This is a genomic window from Asticcacaulis sp. P4_H10 (genome assembly GCF_056400965.1).
Genome location: NZ_JBFUKH010000008.1, coordinates 106,717 through 129,082 on the forward strand (window position 1 = coordinate 106,717; position 22,366 = coordinate 129,082).

The following is a 22,366-nucleotide window of genomic DNA, read 5'->3' on the forward strand; positions in this document are numbered from 1 at the left end:
GATCAAGCCTTCCCCGGCATTCCGTTCGTAAAGACTATGTTCTGGTACCGCCCGACACTCAGGTCAGGTCAGAAAGCGCGCTCATGTCGTAGCTCGACATGCCGCCCGGTGCGGGAGCGCCGGTCGGCGCGGCCGGTGACACGGAAGCCGCGGGGCTGACATTGGCGGCCGGCGAGGCAACCGATGGCGCCAGGCTGTCGCTGCGGCGTTGCAGGCAGCGGCCCTGGAAGTAGGCGCCGACGTCGATGGCCAGTTGTTCGTGGGTGATGTCGCCTTCGACATAGGCGGTGGCCTGCAGCTTGACCTGCTTGCCCTGGATCGAGCCGACGATGCGGCCACGGACTTCGATGGTTTCGGCCTCGACCTTGCCTTCGATATTGCCCGATTCACCGACCGTAAGGTGGTTGACGCGGACATCGCCCTTGACGGTGCCGTCGAGATGCAGGTCGCCGGTGCCGGTGACGTTGCCGTCGATCAGCAGTCCCGAGCCGACACTCGAGAACGGCTTGGCGCCGCCCGCGAAGCTGCCGCCCGTGGCCGGCGAGGTCGGCTTCTTTGTGAGGTTGAGGTTCGGGGTTTCGACCGTCGGGGCAACCGTCGCTTGCATCGGTTGCGGCTTGGCCGGAGGGGTCTTAGTTTTGTTGAACATAGTCACCTGCCTTTAGAAAACGTGACGGATTTTGAGGACGACTGTTTTGCCATATCTCGTAGTGGAGATGAGTGCCGGTCGAACGTCCGGAATTGCCCATGGACGCGATGCGCTGGTCGACGGCGACGCGCTGTCCGGCGCGGACGGCGAAAGCGGCCAGGTGGGCGTAGCGGGTCTTGAAGCCGCTGCCATGGTCGATCTCGACGCAGTTGCCGTAGCCGGAACGGACGCCGACGAACGAGACCACGCCGGGGGCCGTAGCATAGATGGGGGTGAGGTAGGCGCCGGAGAAGTCCTGGCCCTGGTGGAAACGCGGTGTGCGGTTGAACGGATCAAAGCGGACGCCGAAGCCGGAGGTCGTGCGGGTGCCGATGGTCGGACGGCCGAACGGAATACGTTCGGAATTGCGTTGCAGACCGCGCATGTCGCTCAGGTCGTTGGCGGCATTGGAAATGCGCTCTGCGAAGTCTTCATCGACGCCGAGGACAACCGACAATGCCTTGGCGTCCTTACCGGCCAGAGGACCACTCTGACCGCCGCCGGCAAACGAGGCGGGATTGAGGCCGGCGAGGCGGAAGGCGAGACGCAGGCGCTCGGCGCGCGTCTTGGCGAAAATCTCGGCCTGGCTGACCATGCGTTCCTGTTCGGCGCGGATCGAATAGATGCGTTCGACCGGCGGCAGGTTCTGGTCGATCGGCGCCGGAGACAAGGCCGCAGCCGCACCCGGTACACCCTTGAAATCCTTAAGGACTTGAGCGAGCGCATTATGACGCTTCTCAACCGTATTGGCCAGGTCCTCCAATGAGCCGGTATTGGCATTGGCCTGCTGCATGGCCAGATCCAGGCGCGCCTGGCGGTCGGCGATCCAGCGTTCCGATTGCGCCTTCATCATGCGCATCTGGTTTTCGGCGGAGCTGCCCTGGGTGGTCGTGAAGAAGACGGTGAAGCTGGTCGAGACCAGCAGCCAGCACAGGATAGCAGAAACGATCAGGAACAGGACAACCTGCTTGCCCGTCGTCAGGACGTGGCCGTGGGTTTCGCCTCCCGAGCGAATATAGAGGTGACGCTCCGGGAAGACGCTCGTGATAAGCTCTCCCAGACGTTTGAAGCTCGATTTACTCATCACCGCACCCTAAACCTTTTATTAAGTATGCATATGAGTTGGAGACTGCGCAAGGCGTATGTTCCGGGGCGATTCGCGGGACCGGCGACTTATGTGCAAAACGGGATGTAAACACATGCATCGGTCCGTATTGCATCGTCCTGACCAAGCCCTTGTGCCATTATGAAATTCTTAATTTGTCTTTTTCAAGTTCGATGCCGCTAGCATGAGTTTGTAACAAGGTCGTGACCAGTTAACCCTGCAACGATTTGAGCGCGGCCAGCACGTTTTCGACGTGTCCCTTGATGCGGATCTTGCGCCACTCCTGACGGATCAAGCCTTCCGGATCGATGATGAAGGTCGAGCGATCGGTACCCATATACTGGCGGCCATACAGCGATTTTTCGATCCACGATCCAAACGCCGCGATCGTCTCCGTGCTTTCATCCGACAGCAGCGGCATCTTCAGGCCGTACTTTGTGATGAACTTGTCATGATCCTTGAGACTGTCCTTGGACAGGCCATACAGGCCCACACCCATTTTGACGAATTCAGGCAAGGCTTCGGAGAAGGCGCAGGCCTCCTTGGTGCAGGTTTCGGTATCGTCGGTCGGATAAAAGAAAATGACCGTCCACTTGCCTTTCAGGGAGGCTTTCGACACCTCGCCACCGCCAGAAACCGGTAATGAAAAGTCCGGTACGGGACGCGGCTCAAAAGAAGTCGTGGATACAGCTGCTTTCGCCATAGGCTTGCCTTTGTTAAAGTGTAGAAGTCTAGGTTAAGATGTAAAAGTTTCCGATGAATCGGATTTTTCCACCTATCTTAACGCTGTTTTGCGGACATTCGTCTATGGTGCTGAACCGAATGTCCACAACCGGCGCCAGACCGGCGGGCTAATGCCAACAAGAACGATAAAAGAGTAACCGCTATTTCCGCCGTTTCGCCCGTCAAAAGCGTGCTTGCCGCTATCAGACGCCGTTATCGCCTGATCCTTCTGGGTGGCGTGGCGCTGTGCGTGATCGCGTTAGGACTGCGGTTGTCAGCGGGCCCCATACGGGTCGATGGTCTGCGTCCCATTCTGGTCAACCGCATCGAAGCGCACCTGCCCAATACCCGCGCCAGCATCGGCCATCTTGATCTCGCCTGGTTCGGCGACGCCCGGGCGATCGGTTTCCGCTTCCAGAACCTGATCGTCCAGGACACCCGGAACCGGGTGATCGTCCGCGCCGGCAAGCTGGAAACCGCCCTGGCCGCGGACAGTCTGCTTCTGCTGCATTTCGCGCCGGCGCGCTTGACGGCCGACGACTTCTTCGTGGCGGCGTCGGTATCGCGCGAAGGCCGTTACGACCTGGGTTATGAGGCCCAGGGCAGCCCTGGCGCAGCCGGCCCGCTCGACAACTTCCTTTATGACCTGACCGGCCAGGAAACGCTGGGCCGCCCGGCCAGCTTTACGCGCCAACTGGCGGTCAAGAACGGCGAATTTCACCTGCGCCAGCAGGGCACCGGCCTGCAATGGACAGCAAAGATCGCCAATATCGACTTCACCAAGCTGCGCGGCAAGCTGATCAGCCATATCAACCTGACGATCGCTGGCCCCGGCTCGGACGCCGCCATCAAGGCAGATGCTTCGGGTGAGGTCGGCCTGAAACGCGCCGTCATCACCGCCGACGTTCGCAATCTCAACCCGGCGCGCGTCTTTCCGTCGGCTGGCGTGACAAAGCACCTGGCCCTGGTCGATGCCCCGGTCAATGGCCGCGCGCGTATCGATTACAGCGCCCTGCGCGGCTTTGAAGGCGCGTTCATCGACCTGACTGCCGGCAAGGGCCACCTGACACTGGGCAATGAGCGGCAAATCTTCGACGGCGCCGACATCAAGGCGACCTATGCCTCGGCCAATCGCACCGTCGTCTTCCGCACCTTCAAGGTTCAGGCCCACCTGCTCGACACCGACCTGCATGGCTGGGTGCAGATTCAGCCCGAGGACCGCAAGGCGAAGCGCGACCTGGCCCTGACCTTTGACTTCGCCGGGCCGCGCGTAACCGGCCGCCTGGCCGACGACTTCGCCCGCCAGACCCTGACCAACGCCCATGTGCGCGGCAGCTTCGTCCCGGCCAGACGCCAGTTTCGTTTTGACACGGCGACCGGCAGCCTGAACGGCGCGCCTCTGGAGTCGCAAGGCCTGGTCTATACCGGCAGCGACGGCAAGCTGGGCGCCGATCTGACAGCGAAAATCAAAGGCCGCTTCACCAAGGAAGAAGTCTTTGCCTTCTGGCCCGAAGACCTGTCGGGGATATTGCGGAGCGATTTGATCGAACGCATCCGCGACGGCGACTTCGCCAATGCCGACTTTGTCCTCAAGGTGAAGCCGGGTGAATTCAGCAATCTTAGTGACGAAAACCTACGGCTCGATTTCGACTTCGCCAACGTCAAGCTGGGCACCCATGAAAAGCTGCCAGACGCCGAGGGCCTGAAGGGCCACGCTATCCTCAAGGGCAATAGTTTCGCCATGGACGTTGCGGAAGGGCGCATGGTCGAGGTCCAGATGACCAAGGGCGGCCTGCTGGTCCCCAGCTTCCACGACCATTCGACCGAAACCCATATCTGGGTTGAAAGCATGGGTGACGCCGTCAAGGTCATCGAAGCCGTCGATCCGATGGCCGATGGCCAGCTCAAGAAAAGCGGCCTCAACCGCGATCGCATGCAGGGCCAGTCAACCGTCCGGCTCGACATCACCTTCCCGACGCTGCGCCGCATAACCAACCAGAATTTCGGCCTGACCTTCGACGCGACCATAGCCGATGCCGGGCTGAAACAGGCCGCGCTCGGCTGGGACCTGTACGACGGTGCGCTCAAGGTGCGCGGCGACCTGCTGGCCAACAGCCTCGTGGTAGCGGGTCCGGCGAAAGTCGGCCCGTATCGCGGTGACATCTCCTACCGCACCCAGTTCGTCCCAAAGGCCCAGACGATCGACTTCACGGGCCAGTTCAACGCCGCCCAGTTCGGCGGCAGCCCGCGCGTGCCCGTCGCCATCACCGGCCAGTTCCTTGTCCAGGATGGCAAGGGCAGGGGCAAGGTCGAGGCCGACATCTTCCGCGGTGACGTCGCCTGGACCAATGAAGGCTCTGACGATCCAGCCCGCCCATCGCAAGTTGACATCTCTGGCGTCACCATAGCGTCGGGCATGGTTGCCCAAGGGCTGCCGATGTTCGAGCGCCTGAAGACCGAGACGCCGACTCAGATTTCCCTGCTGCGCTCGGGCGATATCTGGAGCGGCGGCGTCGAGGCCGAAAGCCTGTCAGGCGATGTCGCCTATATCGACGGCCAGTTGCCGCGTCTGGTCTATCAGGCAACGATCACCCCGGACGAGGCGCGCCAGCTTGGCTATGGCGCCCTGCCGGTCTTCAGTGATCCGCGCCACCTGACCGTCAATGTGGCGCTCGATGGCGAGTCCAAGGAAGCCCTGATCAAGCTTGACGATATCAACGCCGTGCTCGGCTGGTCGGAACAGCCGGGTTCGGACGAATTGCTGCGCCGGTTGACAACAAAGCTCAAGCCTCAGGACTGGGCGACCTTGGGTTTGCCAAAAGCCTTCTTCACGCCGGCTGCGCCGATCGAGGTCACGGCCCTGTGGCAGCAGACCCAGCAGAAGCTGATCGGCCAGGTGAGAATGCTGGGCGAAACCATTGATTTCGATATGCCGACGCGCGAGGCCCGCAGCCAGATCGACTATTCGCTCCAGGTACGCGGCACGGTGAACGACAAGATCCTGGCGGCGCTCGGCTATTCGCAGACTCCGGTACAGATCAGCGGCAATCTCGGTTCGGTCTTTACCCTCTACGACACGCCAGGCCATCCCGCAGCCATCGCCAATGTCGATGCCACCAGGGCCGAGCTGGGCGTGCGCGCCACAGACTGGATCAAACCTTCGGGCGAAACGGCCAATTTCAGCGTGTCGTTTGACGAACAGAGCGTTGACTCTGGCAAACGCGGCGGCGTCAACCTGTCACGCATCATCGCCACGGGTGACCGCATCCGGATCGACGGCCGCGCCTCGTTCAATGCGACGGGTGATCTGGAATTCGCCGATTTTTCAAACCTCTACCTGCGCAACTTCATAGATGTGACGTTCAAGAACTACGTCTTGCCGGCGCAGGGTATCAATGTCCTGTCGATCAGCGGCAAGCAGCTCGACCTCCGGCCATGGCTGGAGAACGAACGCGACAAGACCTTGGCCACGGCCTCTGCACCTGCTCAAGGCGCGCAACCCCAAACTGCGGCCGCAAAGACCCCAACGCATTTCGTTGTCGATCTCGACAACCTTCAGACCTCGGCCGACGGCGCCTTCACCAAGGTCAAGATGGACGTCAACTGGGACGGCCTGAGCGGCCTGGACGGGCAGGGCACCGCCAATCTGATCGGCAATACACCCGTCGCCATCGCCTTCCAGTCGCAGGGCGCCTACAGCCTGTTCAACCTCCGCACCAACGATTTCGGCAATCTGCTCAGGACCTATGGCGGCGTCCGTAATGTCTATGGCGGCAAGGCCGAGGTGACCGGCGCCTATCGCGACGGCCAGGTCGATGCGCGTGTTGCCGGCGAGAATATCCGCGTCAAGCAGATCCCGGTCCTGGCGCAACTTCTCACCGTTGCGTCTATGACCGGCCTGAACGATACCCTGACCGGCGAAGGCATTGCCTTTACCGACTTCGAGTTCCCCGTACGTTATCGTGGTGACACCCTGTTCATCCGCAACGGCTGGGCCAAGGGCAAGGCGCTGGGCATCAATGTCTGGGGCACGACCGACCTTGGTGACAAGACCATGGCTCTGAACGGCACGCTGATCCCGGCTTATCGCATCAATGCCCTGTTCGGCGACGTCAAGTCGAACGGCCTGGGCCTGGTTGGCATCAAGTACGACGTCAAGGGTGCCTTCAAGACGCCTCAGGTCGGGGTCGATCCTCTGTCAGTCATCATGCCGGGCTTTATCAAGGTCTGGGAAAACGACCAGCGCAAGGACCCGATTGCGCCGCTGGACCTGCCCGAAACCAAGGAAGCCGTCCGGGCCCTGCGCAACAAGACGGCCGATCTGGCAGTCAATTAAGCCCGAGCATTTCGCCGACAGGCTGACGCGGCGCCACTGCCTGATTACGTAAATTTAATTCCGGACCCTGCATCCGCAAGCCGGTATGCGGGCCTCCTATCCATAGGAACAAGTTCAGGCAGGTGTCATGCGGAAAATACTAACATTTGTGACCTTTTTTCTTGCCTGTACCGGGCTTGCTACAGGCGTACAGGCATCTGAACCACGACAGGCGGATTTTGTTTTTGATCACGTGAATATCGTGCCGATGACCAAGGCGGTCGTGCAGCGCGACAAATCGGTCGTGGTGCGCGACGGCACGATTGTCGCGATCACCGACATCCATAAATCTGGCCAGTATCGTTCGGCAAAGCATGTTGACGGCGGCGGCATGTACCTGATGCCAGGCTTGTCGGACATGCACGTGCATTTGCGCATGCCCCGTCAGGACTTTTTCGACCTGAATCTGGCGGCCGGCGTCACGACTGTCTTTAACATGGGTCTTGCCGATGGCGACGGAAAGGTCGACCATCTTGCATTGCGCGCCGGTATCGCATCCGGAGCCATGGACGGTCCGCGTTATCTGGTCAGCGGTCCGCAGCTTGAAAGCAACAACGTCAAGTCACTGGAAGATGTGCACCGGACCTTGCTGGAGGCCACTTACCGCCATTACGACGCCATCAAGATCCACGGCGACCTGCCGCCAGAACTCTACGACGCCCTGATCACCGGCGCGCGCGAACGCAAGCTCCGCATACGGGGGCACGGCCAGCACATGATGCCGCTGGCGCAGACGCTGCGGATGGATTGCGTCGAACACATCGAAGAACTGCTCTACATGTCCCGCGATGCCAGCCTGGGCCGGGAAGCCAAATTCGGCAATGAGGACAGGGGCGGTATCAGGAACTTCCTGACCGCCTATTACCACAACATCTCGCATCTCGAAGACCGCGCCTACCGCGCAGACATCGCCAGGGACGTCGCCAAGTCCGGTGTCTATTGGGACCCTACGATCATCATCTACGCCATGATACCGAAATACGTTTCGGACGAGGCCTTTGCCACGCTGGCCAGTGAGCCAAGCCTCAAATACCTGCCCGAAGGCATGCGCCGCGAGAGCCTGGACAAGGACAAGAACGAATATCGCGCTGGTCTGGTGCCGGTCTTTGCGCCATTCCTCAAGTCCATGGGCGATCCCGCCAGCGTGGCAGGGCATTTCGACCACAATATGAAGACCCTGCTGACCCTGACCCGGGAATTTCACGACGCCGGTGTTCCGCTTCTGACAGGCTCGGACGCGTTCGGCGCACTGACGCCGGGATTTGCGTTGCATCAGGAAATGGCGTTGTTCGTCAAGGCCGGCCTGACGCCGTATGAGACGTTGCAGGCAGCGACGGTCAATCCGGCGAAGTATCTGGGCGAATTCGATCGGGCGGGAACTGTCGAGGTCGGCAAACGCGCCGATTTCATCCTGCTGGGCGCGAACCCGCTGGCTGACATCGACAACGCAGCCGACGTGCACGGCGTCTTTACCCACGGCAAATGGCATTCCGCACAGGATTTGAAGACGCGGCTTGAGGCCGTCGAAAAACACTCGGCCGGCCATTAGGGGGATTACAGTGACGCTTGCCATCAAAACGGGCGTGCTGACGGCCGCAGTCCTCGCCCTGGCTGCGGCCACGACGGCCCATTCCGCCGAGCCCGCTTGCGAAGCCGGAGCCTATGGTGCACCGGAGCAGAACATCGTCGTGCTTGAGCCGAAGGACTGGATTCCGTTTCCCGGCATGGGCTACCTGCTGCTGGACGGGCGATACGGAAGCACCGTGTCGCCGACGAGCCCCGTCAAATGCCAGGCTGGACATGTTTTCCTGACTGCCGGGTCTGAAACCCTTCGCCTTGATAAACGGGAGTTCAAACGGACGGCGGAGAAAATCCCGGTGGCGGGCGCCGTCCTTGCGGGAGAGCTGCTTGAACCGGTGGGGCCGGGTGTCCGCCCTCTGGTCGTCATGATCCACGGCTCAGAAGCCGAACCCGCGATGGGCAACAACCGCGCCTTTATGCTGGCGGCGCAAGGCGTCGCGGTGTTCACCTACGACAAACGCGGCACCGGGCAATCCGACGGGCTTTACACACAGAATTTCGAACTGCTGGCCGATGATGCCGCTGCTGCGATGAGCCACGCGCAAACCCTGATGCGCGGCCGTTTCGACCGGTCAGGATACTGGGGCCAGAGCCAGGGTGGTTGGGTCGCGCCGCTGGCTGCCACACGATCGAATGTCGACTTTGTCGCCGTCGGATTTGGGCTGGTTGCAGCCCCCATCGCCGAAGACCGCGACCAGATGCTGCTGGAAGCGCAAACCCTGGGTCTCAACGATCACGACAAGGCGCAGATAAGGCGGCTGTCGAAAGCCACCGCAGCCATTGTAACGTCGCACTTTACGTCAGGTTTCGCGGCGCTGGAGGCCTTGCGCAAGGAGACTGCCAACGAAAAGTGGACGCGGCCGATCAATGGCGAATATAGCGGGGACATGCTGCGGATGTCCGACAGTGATCTGCGCCGCATCGGCCGCGCCGTATTCGACAATATGGAACTCATCTGGGACTACGATTCAAAGCCGGTCCTGAGCCGTCTGCGCGTTCCCCTGCTGTGGACGATCGCCGAGCAGGACCGCGAAGCACCTATAGCCGAGACCGTCGCGGCGCTGAAAGGGTTCAGGGACCAGGGCAAGCCGTTCGACGTCTACATCTTCCCGGACACAGATCACGGCATGAATGAGTTCGTCGAAAAGCCCGACGGCACGCGCACGCGGACACGCGTCACCGACGGCTATTTCCGGCTTATTGGCGACTGGGTCATCGGCAAGGCGGACCGCACTTACGGACGCTCCCGTCCGTTGCCGGACGGGAAGCCATAGCCCTTAAACGGGCTTTACCAGAATGATCTTCTTCTTGCCCTGGGCGACCTTTATGACGCCCTCGGCATTGAGATCGGCCTTGGTGACCAACTGGTTGCCGTCGCTGATCGCCACGTCGTTGACGCGCAAGCCCCCGCCCTGGGCCAGGCGGCGGGCTTCGCCGTTCGACTGGGTCAGGCCGATGCGCGTCGTCAGCGCCGCCAGCATGATGCCTTCCTCAAGCTCCGCCGCCGGAACTTCGAAGGTCGGCAGGTCAGCCGACAGCACGCCTTGCTCGAAGGCCTTCTGGGCCGTGTCGCGCGCGGTGGCAGCGGCCTCAGGCCCGTGAACCATCTTGGTCGCTTCGTCGGCCAGGATCTTCTTGGCCTCGTTGATCTCGGCGCCTTCCAGCTTTTCGAGGCGGGCGATCTCATCCAGCGGCAGGGCAGTGAACAGGCGCAGGAAGCGGCCAACATCGGCGTCTTCGGCATTGCGCCAGTACTGCCAGTAGTCATATGGGCTGAGCATGTCGGCATTGAGCCAGACAGCGCCATTGGCCGTCTTGCCCATCTTGCCGCCCGATGCGGTGGTGAGCAAAGGCGTCGTCAGGCCGAACGCCGCCTTGGTATTCATGCGGCGCGTCAGCTCGACGCCGTTGATGATATTGCCCCACTGGTCCGACCCGCCCATCTGCAGCACGCAGTTATAGGCTTCGTTCAGCTCGCGGAAGTCTACCGCCTGCATCAGCATGTAGTTGAATTCCAGGAAGGTCATCGGCTGTTCACGCTCAAGGCGCAGCTTGACCGAATCGAAGGTCAACATGCGGTTGATGGTGAAGTGCGTGCCGAACAGGCGCAGGAATTCGATATAGCCGAACTTCGACAGCCAGTCGTCGTTATTGACCATGATGGCGTCGTTCCGGCCATCGCCAAAGGTCAGGAACTTCGAGAAGACCTGCTTGATGCCGTCCATGTTCGACTGGATCTGTTCATCGGTCAGCAGAGGCCGTTGCGTGTCCTTGAAGGTCGGGTCGCCGACCTTGGTCGTACCGCCGCCCATGAGCACAATCGGCTTGTGGCCGGTCTGCTGCAGCCAGTAGAGCAGCATGATCTGCACCAGGCTGCCGGCATGCAGCGACGACGCCGTGGCGTCGAAGCCGATATAGCCCGTGATCGGACCCGCAGCCGCCAGGGTATCGAGCGCCTCGGCGTCGGTGCACTGATGGATGAAGCCACGCATCGAAAGCGTGCGCAGAAGGTCGGATTTGAAGCTTTGCTCGGTCATGATATGGGTGCAGTATGAGAAAAGAAGGGGTGCTGTGTGACCCCGCCATCCGCCACAGTCAAGAGCGTGCAGGGAAATGTCATGAAAGTTTTGGGTTTTATGACCGGAACGTCACTCGACGGCATCGATATGGCCGTCATCGACACCGACGGCGATTCCCAGCTCACCTTTGGGCCGTGGGCGGAAATGCCCATGCCGCCTGAGACACGTTCCCTGCTCGAAGCCACCGTCAAGACGGCGCTGTCGTGGCCGCGTGGTGACGCCGAACCTGCCATCTTTGCCGAAGCGCGTTCAGCGCTTGTCGACTGGCATGCGTCGGCATCAGCGGCATTTCTGAAAGACAATGGCCTGGCCTACAGCGACCTCGATGCCATCGGCGTCCATGGCCAGACCGTGCTGCATGAGCGCCCGCGCAATGGCGTGCCCGGCCGCACCGTCCAGCTATTCGACGGCCAGGCTTTTGCCGATGCCGTGGGCGTCACTGTCGTCTGCGATTTCCGCCAGGCCGATATCCAGGCGGGCGGGGAGGCGGCGCCGCTCGCGCCCGTCTATCACCGCGCCCTGGCGCAGAAGGCGGGACTGGACCTGCCCGTCGTCGTCGTCAATCTGGGCGGCGTCGCCAATATCACCCTGATCGATGAAAACCTGACCCTGACGGCGCTCGATACCGGGCCAGCCAACGGCTTGATGGACCAATGGATGCGCCGTCATGGCCGCGGCGATTACGACCACGAGGGCCGCATCGCCGCTGAGGGCAGGGTCCACGCCGATATCGTCGCGGGATATATGGCGCATCCTTACTTTAAAGCCGTGGCGCCGAAGTCGCTCGACCGCTACGACTTTACGCTTGATGCCGTGACAGATCTCTCCTGCGAAGACGGTATGGCGACATTGAGCGCCTTTACCTTGCAAAGCCTGTTGGCGGGTATCAACGCCGTCGGCGCGCAGCCGAAGTCGGTTATCCTCGCCGGTGGCGGTCGCCACAATGCACATCTGGTCGGCCAGATCCGCGAGGCGCTGGCACCGGCCAAGGTCGTGCTGGCTGAAGATTTGGGCTGGCGCGGCGGAGCCATCGAGGCCGAAGCCTTCGCCTACATGGCAGCGCGGTCGCTGAAAGACCTGCCGATTTCCTTCCCCGGTACGACGGGCGTCAAAGCACCGCTCACCGGCGGCAAGGTCAGTTATCCGAAGACGCGTACACATTCCATGGCAAGCTAAAGCGGGCCCAAAAGGGGGACAAGATGAAAACACATATTCTACTGGTAGCCGCTCTGTGTCTGGCGGCCTGTTCGCCGCAAACCCAAACACCGGTCGACAGCGCCTCGGAATCTCAATCCGAAGCCGTATCCAGCGTTGTCTCGAGCGCCGCGCCGGTGTCGTCGGCCGCAGCCGTCGCCACCCTGCCGGCGGGCTTTGTCGGCAAGTGGGACGAAGGCCCCAAGCCGTGCAGCACCGAGTATCGCAGCCAGATGCAGCTCGATATCGCCGCGACCGAATTGAGCTTCTTCGAGAGCGGCGGCACGGTCAAAAGCGTCAAGATCAACAGTCCGACCGATATCGTCGCCGAAGTCGCCATGGCAGGCGAGGGCGATACCTGGACCAGTTCCATGCACATGGTCCTGACCGACGATGGCAAGACCCTGACCATCGACGAAGGCAAGGCCGGCGTTCGCACGCGCTGCGCATAACGGCTTGTCATACAGCCTAGCCATGGTAGTCACATAAGCGACTATTTAAGGAGGCTATCATGGCGGGCAAATCATCTATCGGGTTCGGCGCGGGCATTGTCTTGCTGTTGTCGGCCGTCTCTGCGCTGGCTGGCGAACTGCCGGTCGAAACCGTGGCCAGGATCGACTCGGCCGCCCAATCCGCCATCGCCGTCAACCGGACGCCGTCCGCCCAGATCGCCATCGTCAAGGACGGCGAGATCGTCTACTCCAAGGCCTTCGGCCTGGCGGCGATCGATGGCAAGGTGAAAGCGACCACAAAATCGCGCTATCAGATCGCTTCCGTTTCGAAAGCTTTTACCGCCGCCGCCGTACTGGCTCTGGCCGAAGACGGCAAGCTGTCGCTCGATGACACTGTCTCGAAGTGGCTCCCGGAGCTGACCTCAGCCGACAAGATCACTGTCCGCCAGCTGCTCAGCCACACCTCGGGCTATTCCGACTATTGGCCGCAGGACTACGTCATGGAGATGGTGACCAAGCCGACCACGGCAAAGGCGATCGCCGACACCTATGCCAAGGCGCCGCTCGATTATCAGCCGGGCGACGAGTGGCAATATTCGAACACCGGCTATGTCGTCGCCGGCCTGATCGCCGAAAAGGCCTCGGGCAAGCCGCTGTTCCAGTTCATCCAGGACCGTATCCTCAAGCCAGTCGGCATCGATGATGCGCTCGATGCCGGGGCGGTCGACCTCAAGGCGCCCGATGCGCTGGGCTACCAGCGCCAGGGCCTGGGTCCGAACCGCCTGACGCCGCTTGCAGGACGCAACTGGACCTTTGCCGCCTGGCCGCTCATCCTGACGGCCGAGGACGTCGCCAAATGGGACCTGAGCATTCTGAAAAAGTCGCTGTTCAAAGCTGCCACCTACGAAGAGCAGGTCAGGACGATCAAACTCAACGACGGCAAGGACACAGGCTACGCCATGGGCTGGTTCGTGCGTGAATCAAACGGCCGCAAGATCGTGTCGCATACCGGCGAGGGCGCGGGCTATCTGACCAGCAACCGCATCTATCCCGATGACGGCGTGGCCATCGTCGTGCTGACTAACTCGATGTCGGGCAATGCCTTTACCGAAATCTCCGACCGCATCGCCTTCCAGCTTCTGCCCCCGACCGGCGTCGACGCAGAAGTGCTGACGACCTTCAAGGCATTACAGGCGGGCCAGGCAGACCGCGGGCGCTTCACCGATAACTTCAATCTCTACCTGAGTGACAAAGCGCTTGCGGATCACAAGCAATATCTTGGCGCCCTGGGTGAAGTCGTCACTTTGCAAATGCAGGGGTCATCGAAGCGCGGCGGCATGGACATACGGTCCTATCGCCTGCGTGTTGGCGAGAAACTCCTGTCCTTAAGTGTCTTCGTCACCAAGGATGGAAAATTCGATCAATTCCTGGTGTCGGCTGTTAACTAGACGCCCTTCTCGTGGCATAAGCTTGTCACGCGACTGAGGAGGGAATGTCATGCGGCTGATAGTGTGCGTATTGCTTGTCGGACTGGCGACCAGCGCCGCGGCGCAAAGCCCCGCCATCCCCACGGCCTTTCAGGGCGACTGGAGCACTTCGCTGAAGGGGTGCAACGATCTCGATGAAGACACAAACGGCCTGTTGGTCAGCGCGTCGGCGTTGAGCCTTTATGACGGCGTGGGCATCGTCGAATCCGTCGAAGAGACCAGCGCGACGCGCATCAAGGTCGTCGCCAACTGGGACGCCGAAGGCAAGATCTTTCGCGACACGCGTGAGCTGAAGCTGTCCGATGGCGGCAACAGCCTGTCAATGACGGGTGTCGGCGACCTGGGCAGGTCCGACTTTATCCGCTGCCCGGCTTAAAAAGTAGGGCAGGAACCACACACTCCCTCCTCCCTAGCGCGAAGCGGTGGGGAGGAGGGGCGGCACTATTCCAGAAACTGCCGGATATCTTCCACCAACTCGTCCGCCCTTGCGTGGATCAGATCATGCTGCCCGCCCGGCACCACCATCAGACTTGCGTCCGGCAAGTGGGCCGCGAAATGCTGGCCGACCGCAAGCGGGCTGATCGGGTCATTGTCGCCCCAGATCAGCAGGCACGGATGACGGACCTCAGCCAGGCGCGCCGATACGTCGGGACGCTCCGACATCACCCAGTCGGCGACGTGGGCAAACTCTTCACGGTAATTGATACGCCAATCGACGGCACCCAACTCTGACACGTCCATCCCGCCGGCGGTCACCGCCAGCACAATCCGCCGCACCTGGTCGGGATTGCGCAAGGCCACGGTCAGGGCAATGGCGCCGCCCATGGACTGCGCCAGCAGATCGACCGGTTCATCGCCCAGTTGCGCTTCAACCAAGGCCACCAGGTCATGGTAGGAATTGACCTTGGGATCCGCCGGATTTTCACCCAGCCCCGGCCAGCCGTAATAGACCTTGTCCCAATCGGCCGGCAGTTGATCGCCCAGGGGCCGCCAAAAGGCCGCCGAGCCACCAACACCAGGCAGGAAGAACAGCCGTCCCATAACCAGGTCTACGCCTTCGCAGCCATCCGCTTGTCGATATAGCCACCGACATGGCGTTCGACTTCGCTTAAGTGTTCGGTCCAGAAGTGGTTGGCGTCCGGAATGACTTCCGAGTCGATCTGGATACCCTTTTGCGTGCGCAGCTTGGCGACGACGCGGTCGACTTCGGAGGTCGGCACGATCGAATCGTTGCCGCCGTGAAGGAACATGCCGGACGCCGGGCACGGCGCCAGGAAGCTGAAATCATAGGCATTGGTCGGCGGCGACACCGAAATAAAGCCGTCGGTTTCCGGGCGGCGCATCAACAACTGCATGCCGATATAGGCGCCGAAATCATAGCCGGCGACCCAGAACTGGGCGGCGGTCGGGTTCTTCGACTGCAACCAGTCAAGCGCCGTGGCGGCGTCGGCAAGCTCACCGATGCCGGAATCGAACTCGCCCTGGCTCTTTTGCACGCCACGGAAGTTGAAGCGCAGCACCGAGAAACCACGCGTCATGAACAGGTGGAACAGCTGAACCGTCACAGGATTGTTCATATGGCCGCCCGCCTTGGGGTGCGGGTGCAGGATCAGCGCGATGGGCGCGTTCTCGGTCTTGCCCTGTGTGTAGCGGGCTTCGATGCGTCCGGCGGCTCCGGCCAGTATGACTTCGGGCATTCATCACCTTGAGTAGTTCAAAAATCTTTTTGCACCGCAGCGCATAATTCTTGACTGTTTTAGTCGGAAATTCTATTTTCCGCTAAGACCGCAAAGCGCGCCGGGGCAACGCGCCTCTTAGCACAAAGATTTGGCTTTGCGCAGGTTTTTGCAATCATCGCGACTTTTGCCCGCGTATTGCCGAAAGGACATCACATGCGCCTGTCGACCAAGGGACGATACGCCGTCATGGCCATGACCGATCTGGCATTAAACGGTCAGGCGGGCCGGCCGATTTCCCTTTCGGAAATCTCCGAACGCCAGCAGATTTCGCTGTCCTATCTCGAACAATTGTTCGCGCGCCTGCGCAAGGCGGGCCTGGTCAAGAGCGCACGCGGTCCGGGCGGCGGCTATACCTTGTCGCGGATAGCGGGCGATCTGTTTGTTTCCGAAATCGTCCTGGCGGTAGATGAGCCGATCAAGGCGACGCGCTGCGAACTGACCTCCAATAAACTCGGCGCCAACAAGAAGCTGGGCAAGGACCAGGCGGCGCGCGAAATCGGCTGCATGCCGGGCGGCCAGCGCTGCCTGACGCACAATCTGTGGGAAGACCTTGGCGTGGCCATCCACGACTACCTGTCGCAGGTGTCGCTGGACGACGTCATCCGCAAGCGCACGCGCAAGAAGGTCCAGATCACGGCGCCGGAAATCCCGGCCCCAGCGCGCGTCATGATGGAGGTGCCTGCCGAATGACGGGGCAACTCTACCTCGATCACGCCGCAACATCGCCCCTGCGCCCGGAAGCGCGGGAGGCGTTTCTGCGCGCCTGTGATCTGGGCGGCAATGCGTCGTCGGTCCACGGTATCGGCCGCAAGGCCAAGCTGCTGTTAGAGGACGCGCGCAGCGACATCATGTCGGCGGTCGGGGCCACAGGGGCGGGCGGACTGGTCTTTACCTCGGGCGGTACCGAGGCCAATGCCCTGGCCCTGCGCCAGGCCGAGGGTTACGACTATATCGTGCTGTCGGCCGGCGAGCATGACAGCCTCCATGGCGCGGTCAAGGACGCGGTCATCGCGCCTTTGACGCCAGATGGCGCGATCGATCTTGGCGCCTTGCAGACCGTTCTGGAGCGTGATGGGCGGCCGTTTGTCTGCGCCATGCTGGCCAATAACGAAACAGGCGCGGTGTCGGACATCGGTGCGGTCGCAGCCTTGGTCCATGCACGCGGCGGCTGGCTGCACGTCGATGCCGTCCAGGCGCTCGGCAAGATGAGCGTCGATTTCACCAGCCATGGCGCCGACTCGATGGCTCTGTCGGCTCACAAGGTCGGCGGGCCGCAAGGCGTTGGCGCACTGGTCTATGATCGCGATCGCACACTGAAGCCCTTGATCGGCGGCAGCGGCCAGGAATACGGCCTGCGCGCCGGCACGGAAAACATACCGGGCATCGCCGCCTTCGCCGCCGCCGTCATGGCTGCGGGCCAAGGCAATACCGAACTGATCACCGCCCAGGCAGAGGTCGAAGCCGCACTCAAGGCGCAAGGGATCACCATCCTCGCTGAGGCTGTCGGCCGCGTCGCCGGCATCGTGTCCATCGTCCAACCGCACTGGCCTTCAAATCAGCAATTGATTCACATGGACATGGCGGGTATCTGCGTCTCCTCCGGTTCGGCCTGCTCATCGGGCAAGGTCAAGTCCAGCCGCGTCGTCGCGGCCATGGGCCTTCCGGAGATGGCCGACAAGGTGCTGCGCGTCTCCTCCGGCTGGACCACCAGCCCGAAGGACTGGCATCGCTTTTTTGATGTCTGGTCAAAGGGTTATGAAACGTATCTCAAGCGCCGCGTGCGCGAGAAGGAATTGAGCTAGTGGCTGCTGTCAAGGAAACCATCGATACGGTCGCCAAGCTTGAAACCTATGAGCATGGCTTCGTCACCGATATCGAGATGGACTTCGCCCCGCGCGGGCTGAATGCCGACATCGTGCGCTTCATTTCGGCCAAAAAGAACGAGCCGGAATGGATGCTGGAGATGCGTCTGGCTGCCTATGAGCGCTGGCTGTCGATGGAGGAGCCGACCTGGGCTAAGGTTGACTATACGCCGGTCGATTATCAGGACCTGTTCTATTACGCCGCACCGCGCCAGAAGGTGGCGCCGAAGTCGCTGGATGAGATCGATCCGGAAATCCTCAAGACCTATGAAAAGCTTGGCATTCCGCTGAAGGAACAGATGGTCCTGGCCGGCGTCGAAGGCGCGCCGCGTTACGCCGTCGACGCCGTGTTCGACTCGGTTTCGGTCATCACCACCTTCAAGGACGAACTGAAAAAGTCGGGCGTGATTTTCTGTGCGATTTCAGAGGCGTTACGCGAATATCCTGACCTGGTGAAGCAATATCTCGGCTCGGTCGTGCCGGTCTCGGACAACTATTTCGCGGCCCTCAATGCCGCCGTGTTTTCAGACGGCTCGTTCGTCTATATCCCGCCGGGCGTGCGCTGCCCAATGGAGCTGTCGACCTATTTCCGCATCAACGCCGAAAACACTGGCCAATTCGAACGCACCCTGATCATCGCCGACAAGGGCGCTTACGTGTCCTATCTCGAAGGCTGCACGGCGCCGATGCGCGACGAAAACCAGCTCCACGCGGCGGTCGTCGAGTTGATCGCGCTCGATGACGCCGAAATCAAATACTCGACCGTGCAGAACTGGTATCCCGGCGACGAAAACGGCAAGGGCGGCATCTATAACTTCGTCACCAAGCGTGCCGATTGCCGCGGCGCGCGCTCGAAAGTGTCGTGGACCCAGGTCGAAACGGGCTCCAACATCACCTGGAAGTACCCGTCGTGCATCCTGCGCGGCGACGACAGCGTCGGGGAATTCTACTCGATCGCCGTCACCAATGGCGCGCAACAAGCCGATACCGGCACCAAGATGATCCACCTGGGCAAGAACACCCGCTCGCGCATCATCTCCAAGGGCGTGTCGGCGGGCAGATCGTCCAACACCTATCGCGGCCTGGTCTCGGCGCACGCCAAGGCGACCGGCAGCCGCAACTACACCCAATGCGACAGCCTGTTGATCGGCAAGACCTGCGCAGCGCACACCGTACCCTATATCGAAGCCGACACCGCCAAGGCGCAGTTCGAGCACGAGGCGACGACAACGCGCCTGTCGGAAGACCAGCTGTTCTACGCCATGCAGCGTGGCCTGACCCAGGAGGAGGCGGTCGCCTTGCTCGTCAACGGCTTTGTTCGCGACGTGCTGCAGGAACTGCCGATGGAATTCGCCGTCGAAGCCCAGAAACTCGTCGCCATCAGCCTTGAGGGGAGCGTGGGGTGACCGATTTCGCCATTAAGCGTTTCCCGCTGGCATTTGCGCTTTTGTCTGCCGTAGTCGCCTACATCACACAATACTATTTCATGGGAACCATGTTCTCGCGAGATTTTTCCCTGGTGAAGGCCTTTGCTTGGCTGGCCATTGCAGTGTGGCTTGCCTTTACGATTTTCAGTTTCCGCAAAAGGCTTTGGCAAGGCGTCGTTGCTCTCTTGCTGGCTCCATTTGCTTTCATACCGATCACTTTGGCGTTGGGGATATCGTATAAATGCGCAAACGATATCTCTTACTGCCCGTAGGATAATGACTATGCTTTCGATCCAAAACCTCACTGTCGCCGTTGACACCAAGACGATCCTCAAAGGCCTGACGCTCGAAGTGCCGGCCGGCGAAGTCCATGCCATCATGGGGCCGAACGGCGCCGGCAAGTCCACGCTCGGCTACGCGCTGGCGGGTCGTCCGCACTACGAAGTCACCGGCGGCTCCGTCACCTTCAACGGCGAAGACCTGCTCGACAAGGAGGTGCACGAACGCGCCGCGGCGGGCCTTTATCTGTCCTTCCAGTATCCGCTTGAAATCCCGGGCGTACCGGCCCTGACCTTCCTGCGTACCGCGCTCAATTCGCAGAAGAAGCTGCGCGGCGAAGCGGAGGTCACCGCACCGGAATTCCTGAAAAAGGTCCGCGAAGTCGCCAAGTCCTTGCGCATCGATATGGATATGCTGAAGCGTCCCCTCAATGTCGGTTTTTCCGGCGGCGAGAAGAAGCGCATGGAAGTCCTGCAGATGGCCATGCTGGAGCCGAAGTTCCTGATCCTCGATGAGACCGACTCCGGTCTCGACATCGATGCGCTCAAGGTCGTGTCGGACGGCGTCAATGCCCTGCGTGCGGCGGACCGTGGCATGCTGGTCATCACCCACTATCAACGGTTGCTCGATCATATCAAGCCCGACCGCGTCCACGTTCTGGTCGCTGGCAAGATCGTCCGTTCGGGCGGTCCGGAACTGGCGCTCGAACTCGAAGCCAATGGCTACGACCAGTATCTGGGAGTGGCAGCGTGAGCCTGACTGCGCTCGATATCTTCGACCCATCGTCCTATCCCACGCGCCGCGACGAGGAGTGGAAATACTCCGACCTGTCGCGCGTGCTTCGCGTGGTGCCGCAAGCCGATGAGGTGCGCCAAGCCACGGACCGCATCGACGTTCCGGCAGGTGAAACCGTCGTGCGTTTCGAGACCTACGGCAATGAAGCCGCCGTCACCCATGAAGACATCCATTTTTCGTTGGGCGAGGGCGCGCGCCTGACCCGTGTAGTCATTCTCGACGAACCCGAAGACGCCGTCTCGATCCGCCGCTCAACCGTTGAGACCGCGCCCGGCAGCGTCTTCAAGCAGTACGTCTTTTCGACCGGCGCCAAATTCCAGCGCTTCGAGACCCACGTCACCCACGCCGGCCATGGCGCCGAGGTCGAACTGAACGGCGCCTATTTGCTGAACGGTAAGCGCCACTTCGACCTGACGACGCGCGTTAATCATGCCGAGGTCAATGGCGTCACCAACCAGATCATCAAGGGCCTGGTCAAGGATCAGGCGACCGCCGTCTTCCAGGGCCGCATCTATGTCGAGCGCGGTGCCGACGGCACCGACGCGCGCATGCGGCATCAAGCATTGATCCTTAATGACGGCGCCCATGTCCGCGCCAAGCCCGAGCTGGAAATCTACGCCGACGACGTGCAATGCGCCCACGGCAACACCATCGGTGCTTTGGATGAATCCGCGCTGTTCTTCTGTCAGACACGCGGCATGGATGAACCGACCGCGCGTGCGCTGCTGACCCACGCCTTTGTCATGCCGGTGGCCGAAGCCATCGAGGATGAAGATTTGCGCGCCAAGGTGCTGGAGTTCCTCGAAGCCAAGGGGGAGGTCTTCCATGCCCTTTGATGTCGCCCGCGTCCGCGAAGACTTCCCGATCCTGAGCCGCACAATCAACGATAAGCCGCTGGTCTATCTCGACAGCGGCGCGTCGGCGCAAAAGCCCAATGCCGTCATCGACGCCATGAGCCACGCCATGCGCCATTCCTATGCCAATGTGCATCGGGGGCTGCACCGCCTGGCCAACGAGACGACCGACGCCTATGAGGCCGGCCGCGAGACCGTCGCGCGTTTCATCAAGGCCGATGTCAACGAGATCGTCTTCACCAAGTCGGCGACCGAAGCGATGAACCTGATCGCCAACAGCTTTGGCGACCGCCTGAAGCCCGGCGACGTCGTGCTGACGACCGAGATGGAGCACCACGCCAATATCGTGCCGTGGTACATGCTGGCTGAACGCAAGGGCGTCACGCTGCAATACGTGCCGATCCTCGATGATGGCTCGCTCGACATGGCCGCGTTCGACGCCATGTTGACGGACAAGGTCAAGATCGTTGCAGTCACCCACATGTCGAACGTTCTGGGCACTATCAATCCGATCAAGGACATCATCGCCAAGGCCCATGCCGCCGGCGCCATAGCGGTCATCGACGGCGCGCAAGGCATCGTCCACCTCGATATCGACGTGAAGGCGCTCGACGCCGACTTCTACGTCTTTTCGGCGCATAAGCTCTATGGCCCGACCGGTCTCGGGGTGCTTTACGGCAAGGCCGAGATCCTGGCCGCCATGCCGCCCTACCAGGGCGGCGGCGAGATGATCGCGCGCGTCACCAAGGAAAAGATCACCTGGAACGAGCCCCCGCATCGCTTTGAGGCAGGCACGCCGGCCATTCTCGAAGTCATCGGGCTCAAGGCGGCTATCGACTGGCTGTCGCAGTTCGATCGCGCCGAAGTCGTTGCCCACGAACACGCACTGTATCAACGCGCCTATGACCGCCTGACCCAGATCAACAGCCTGCGCGTCCATGGCACCGCCGAAGGCAAAGGCTCGATCCTGACCTTCTCCTTGGGCCAGGCGCACGCCCACGATGTGGCGCAAATTCTCGACCGCTACAATGTCGCTGTCCGCGCCGGTACCCACTGCGCCGAACCTTTGATGACGCGATTGGGCGTCACCTCTACCGTCCGGGCCTCCATCGCCCTATATAATACCGAAGAAGAGATCGACGTCCTGGCCGAAGCCGTTGCCAAAGCCCAGTCGTTCTTCGCATGAGTGAGCACATGAGCGAAGCCCAGACCACGCCCGATACCGA

Annotated in this window: 20 protein-coding genes; 14 read left to right on the plus strand and 6 right to left on the minus strand. The window is 61.3% G+C overall.

Annotated features, from left to right (window positions below; genetic code table 11):
- Positions 1–58: 58 nt before the first annotated feature.
- From AC1DON_RS15185 to AC1DON_RS15195, 3 genes are all read right to left on the minus strand, one after another.
- Positions 59–649, minus strand: a complete 591-nt coding sequence (locus AC1DON_RS15185) for a bactofilin family protein (protein WP_476935661.1) — start codon at positions 647–649, stop codon at positions 59–61.
- Positions 633–1,772, minus strand: coding sequence for a M23 family metallopeptidase (locus tag AC1DON_RS15190; protein ID WP_476935662.1), 1,140 nt, complete (start codon positions 1,770–1,772; stop codon positions 633–635). Before AC1DON_RS15190 ends, AC1DON_RS15185 begins: the two co-directional genes overlap by 17 nt.
- A gap of 232 nt (positions 1,773–2,004) precedes the next feature.
- Positions 2,005–2,496 (minus strand): peroxiredoxin, encoded by a 492-nt coding sequence (locus tag AC1DON_RS15195; protein WP_476935663.1) that lies wholly within the window; start codon positions 2,494–2,496, stop codon positions 2,005–2,007.
- A gap of 270 nt (positions 2,497–2,766) precedes the next feature.
- On the opposite strand from AC1DON_RS15195, the gene AC1DON_RS15200 reads away from it, so the two are divergent.
- The 3 genes from AC1DON_RS15200 (at position 2,767) to AC1DON_RS15210 (ending at position 9,746) form a co-directional block, all read left to right on the plus strand.
- Positions 2,767–6,852: a hypothetical protein gene (locus tag AC1DON_RS15200; protein ID WP_476935664.1), complete on the plus strand. Its 4,086-nt coding sequence runs from the start codon at positions 2,767–2,769 to the stop codon at positions 6,850–6,852.
- Positions 6,853–7,099: 247 nt separating this feature from the next.
- Entirely contained in the window at positions 7,100–8,440 is a 1,341-nt protein-coding gene (locus AC1DON_RS15205) for an amidohydrolase family protein (RefSeq protein WP_476935868.1), read from the plus strand.
- Between the two features lie 10 nt (positions 8,441–8,450).
- Positions 8,451–9,746: an alpha/beta hydrolase family protein gene (locus AC1DON_RS15210; protein ID WP_476935665.1), complete on the plus strand. Its 1,296-nt coding sequence runs from the start codon at positions 8,451–8,453 to the stop codon at positions 9,744–9,746.
- Positions 9,747–9,749: 3 nt separating this feature from the next.
- Here AC1DON_RS15210 and tyrS read toward each other — a convergent pair whose 3' ends face one another.
- Positions 9,750–11,009: a tyrosine--tRNA ligase gene (gene tyrS, locus AC1DON_RS15215; RefSeq protein ID WP_476935666.1), complete on the minus strand. Its 1,260-nt coding sequence runs from the start codon at positions 11,007–11,009 to the stop codon at positions 9,750–9,752.
- 81 nt (positions 11,010–11,090) lie between these two features.
- On the opposite strand from tyrS, the gene AC1DON_RS15220 reads away from it, so the two are divergent.
- Genes AC1DON_RS15220 through AC1DON_RS15235 form a run of 4 tightly spaced genes read left to right on the plus strand, consistent with a single transcriptional unit; the run spans position 11,091 to position 14,560 of the window.
- Complete coding sequence (locus tag AC1DON_RS15220; protein WP_476935667.1) at positions 11,091–12,227, plus strand: anhydro-N-acetylmuramic acid kinase; 1,137 nt, start codon at positions 11,091–11,093, stop codon at positions 12,225–12,227.
- A 23-nt stretch (positions 12,228–12,250) separates the two neighbouring features.
- Positions 12,251–12,697, plus strand: coding sequence for a hypothetical protein (locus AC1DON_RS15225; RefSeq protein ID WP_476935668.1), 447 nt, complete (start codon positions 12,251–12,253; stop codon positions 12,695–12,697).
- Positions 12,698–12,756: 59 nt separating this feature from the next.
- Complete coding sequence (locus AC1DON_RS15230) at positions 12,757–14,145, plus strand: serine hydrolase domain-containing protein (protein ID WP_476935669.1); 1,389 nt, start codon at positions 12,757–12,759, stop codon at positions 14,143–14,145.
- 49 nt (positions 14,146–14,194) lie between these two features.
- A complete protein-coding gene (locus tag AC1DON_RS15235) occupies positions 14,195–14,560 on the plus strand; it encodes a hypothetical protein (protein WP_476935670.1) in 366 nt (121 codons plus the stop codon).
- A gap of 65 nt (positions 14,561–14,625) precedes the next feature.
- Here AC1DON_RS15235 and AC1DON_RS15240 read toward each other — a convergent pair whose 3' ends face one another.
- Together AC1DON_RS15240 and AC1DON_RS15245 are read right to left on the minus strand one after the other, a co-directional pair.
- Complete coding sequence (locus tag AC1DON_RS15240; RefSeq protein ID WP_476935671.1) at positions 14,626–15,225, minus strand: alpha/beta fold hydrolase; 600 nt, start codon at positions 15,223–15,225, stop codon at positions 14,626–14,628.
- Positions 15,226–15,233: 8 nt separating this feature from the next.
- Complete coding sequence (locus AC1DON_RS15245; RefSeq protein ID WP_476935672.1) at positions 15,234–15,881, minus strand: alpha/beta hydrolase; 648 nt, start codon at positions 15,879–15,881, stop codon at positions 15,234–15,236.
- 195 nt (positions 15,882–16,076) lie between these two features.
- Between AC1DON_RS15245 and AC1DON_RS15250 the strand changes: the two genes are divergently transcribed.
- Genes AC1DON_RS15250 through AC1DON_RS15280 form a run of 7 tightly spaced genes read left to right on the plus strand, consistent with a single transcriptional unit; the run spans position 16,077 to position 22,326 of the window.
- The gene (locus AC1DON_RS15250; RefSeq protein WP_476935673.1) at positions 16,077–16,613 is read left to right on the plus strand and encodes an Rrf2 family transcriptional regulator; all 537 of its coding nucleotides are present in this window, start codon (positions 16,077–16,079) and stop codon (positions 16,611–16,613) included.
- The gene (locus AC1DON_RS15255) at positions 16,610–17,725 is read left to right on the plus strand and encodes a cysteine desulfurase family protein (RefSeq protein ID WP_476935674.1); all 1,116 of its coding nucleotides are present in this window, start codon (positions 16,610–16,612) and stop codon (positions 17,723–17,725) included. Before AC1DON_RS15250 ends, AC1DON_RS15255 begins: the two co-directional genes overlap by 4 nt.
- On the plus strand, positions 17,725–19,191 hold the full coding sequence (sufB, locus tag AC1DON_RS15260) for a Fe-S cluster assembly protein SufB (protein ID WP_476935675.1): 1,467 nt from the start codon (positions 17,725–17,727) through the stop codon (positions 19,189–19,191). Before AC1DON_RS15255 ends, sufB begins: the two co-directional genes overlap by 1 nt.
- The gene (locus tag AC1DON_RS15265; RefSeq protein WP_476935676.1) at positions 19,188–19,484 is read left to right on the plus strand and encodes a hypothetical protein; all 297 of its coding nucleotides are present in this window, start codon (positions 19,188–19,190) and stop codon (positions 19,482–19,484) included. Before sufB ends, AC1DON_RS15265 begins: the two co-directional genes overlap by 4 nt.
- Positions 19,485–19,494: 10 nt before the next feature.
- Positions 19,495–20,244 (plus strand): Fe-S cluster assembly ATPase SufC, encoded by a 750-nt coding sequence (sufC, locus tag AC1DON_RS15270; RefSeq protein WP_476935677.1) that lies wholly within the window; start codon positions 19,495–19,497, stop codon positions 20,242–20,244.
- The gene (locus tag AC1DON_RS15275; RefSeq protein ID WP_476935678.1) at positions 20,241–21,122 is read left to right on the plus strand and encodes a SufB/SufD family protein; all 882 of its coding nucleotides are present in this window, start codon (positions 20,241–20,243) and stop codon (positions 21,120–21,122) included. The genes sufC and AC1DON_RS15275 overlap by 4 nt, the downstream gene beginning before the upstream one ends.
- Positions 21,112–22,326: an aminotransferase class V-fold PLP-dependent enzyme gene (locus AC1DON_RS15280; protein ID WP_476935679.1), complete on the plus strand. Its 1,215-nt coding sequence runs from the start codon at positions 21,112–21,114 to the stop codon at positions 22,324–22,326. The genes AC1DON_RS15275 and AC1DON_RS15280 overlap by 11 nt, the downstream gene beginning before the upstream one ends.
- Positions 22,327–22,366: the final 40 nt, after the last annotated feature.

Bases quoted from the DNA above. Each gene is read 5' to 3' on its own strand.
- AC1DON_RS15230 (WP_476935669.1), top strand. From the start codon at position 12,757: ATGGCGGGCAAATCATCTATCGGGTTCGGCGCGGGCATTGTCTTGCTG.
- sufC (WP_476935677.1), top strand. From the start codon at position 19,495: ATGCTTTCGATCCAAAACCTCACTGTCGCCGTTGACACCAAGACGATC.
- AC1DON_RS15280 (WP_476935679.1), top strand. From the start codon at position 21,112: ATGCCCTTTGATGTCGCCCGCGTCCGCGAAGACTTCCCGATCCTGAGC.
- AC1DON_RS15220 (WP_476935667.1), top strand. From the start codon at position 11,091: ATGAAAGTTTTGGGTTTTATGACCGGAACGTCACTCGACGGCATCGAT.
- AC1DON_RS15250 (WP_476935673.1), top strand. From the start codon at position 16,077: ATGCGCCTGTCGACCAAGGGACGATACGCCGTCATGGCCATGACCGAT.
- AC1DON_RS15240 (WP_476935671.1), bottom strand. From the start codon at position 15,225: ATGGGACGGCTGTTCTTCCTGCCTGGTGTTGGTGGCTCGGCGGCCTTT.
- AC1DON_RS15245 (WP_476935672.1), bottom strand. From the start codon at position 15,881: ATGCCCGAAGTCATACTGGCCGGAGCCGCCGGACGCATCGAAGCCCGC.
- tyrS (WP_476935666.1), bottom strand. From the start codon at position 11,009: ATGACCGAGCAAAGCTTCAAATCCGACCTTCTGCGCACGCTTTCGATG.
- AC1DON_RS15255 (WP_476935674.1), top strand. From the start codon at position 16,610: ATGACGGGGCAACTCTACCTCGATCACGCCGCAACATCGCCCCTGCGC.
- AC1DON_RS15190 (WP_476935662.1), bottom strand. From the start codon at position 1,772: ATGAGTAAATCGAGCTTCAAACGTCTGGGAGAGCTTATCACGAGCGTC.
- AC1DON_RS15185 (WP_476935661.1), bottom strand. From the start codon at position 649: ATGTTCAACAAAACTAAGACCCCTCCGGCCAAGCCGCAACCGATGCAA.
- AC1DON_RS15205 (WP_476935868.1), top strand. From the start codon at position 7,100: ATGACCAAGGCGGTCGTGCAGCGCGACAAATCGGTCGTGGTGCGCGAC.
- AC1DON_RS15195 (WP_476935663.1), bottom strand. From the start codon at position 2,496: ATGGCGAAAGCAGCTGTATCCACGACTTCTTTTGAGCCGCGTCCCGTA.
- AC1DON_RS15235 (WP_476935670.1), top strand. From the start codon at position 14,195: ATGCGGCTGATAGTGTGCGTATTGCTTGTCGGACTGGCGACCAGCGCC.
- AC1DON_RS15225 (WP_476935668.1), top strand. From the start codon at position 12,251: ATGAAAACACATATTCTACTGGTAGCCGCTCTGTGTCTGGCGGCCTGT.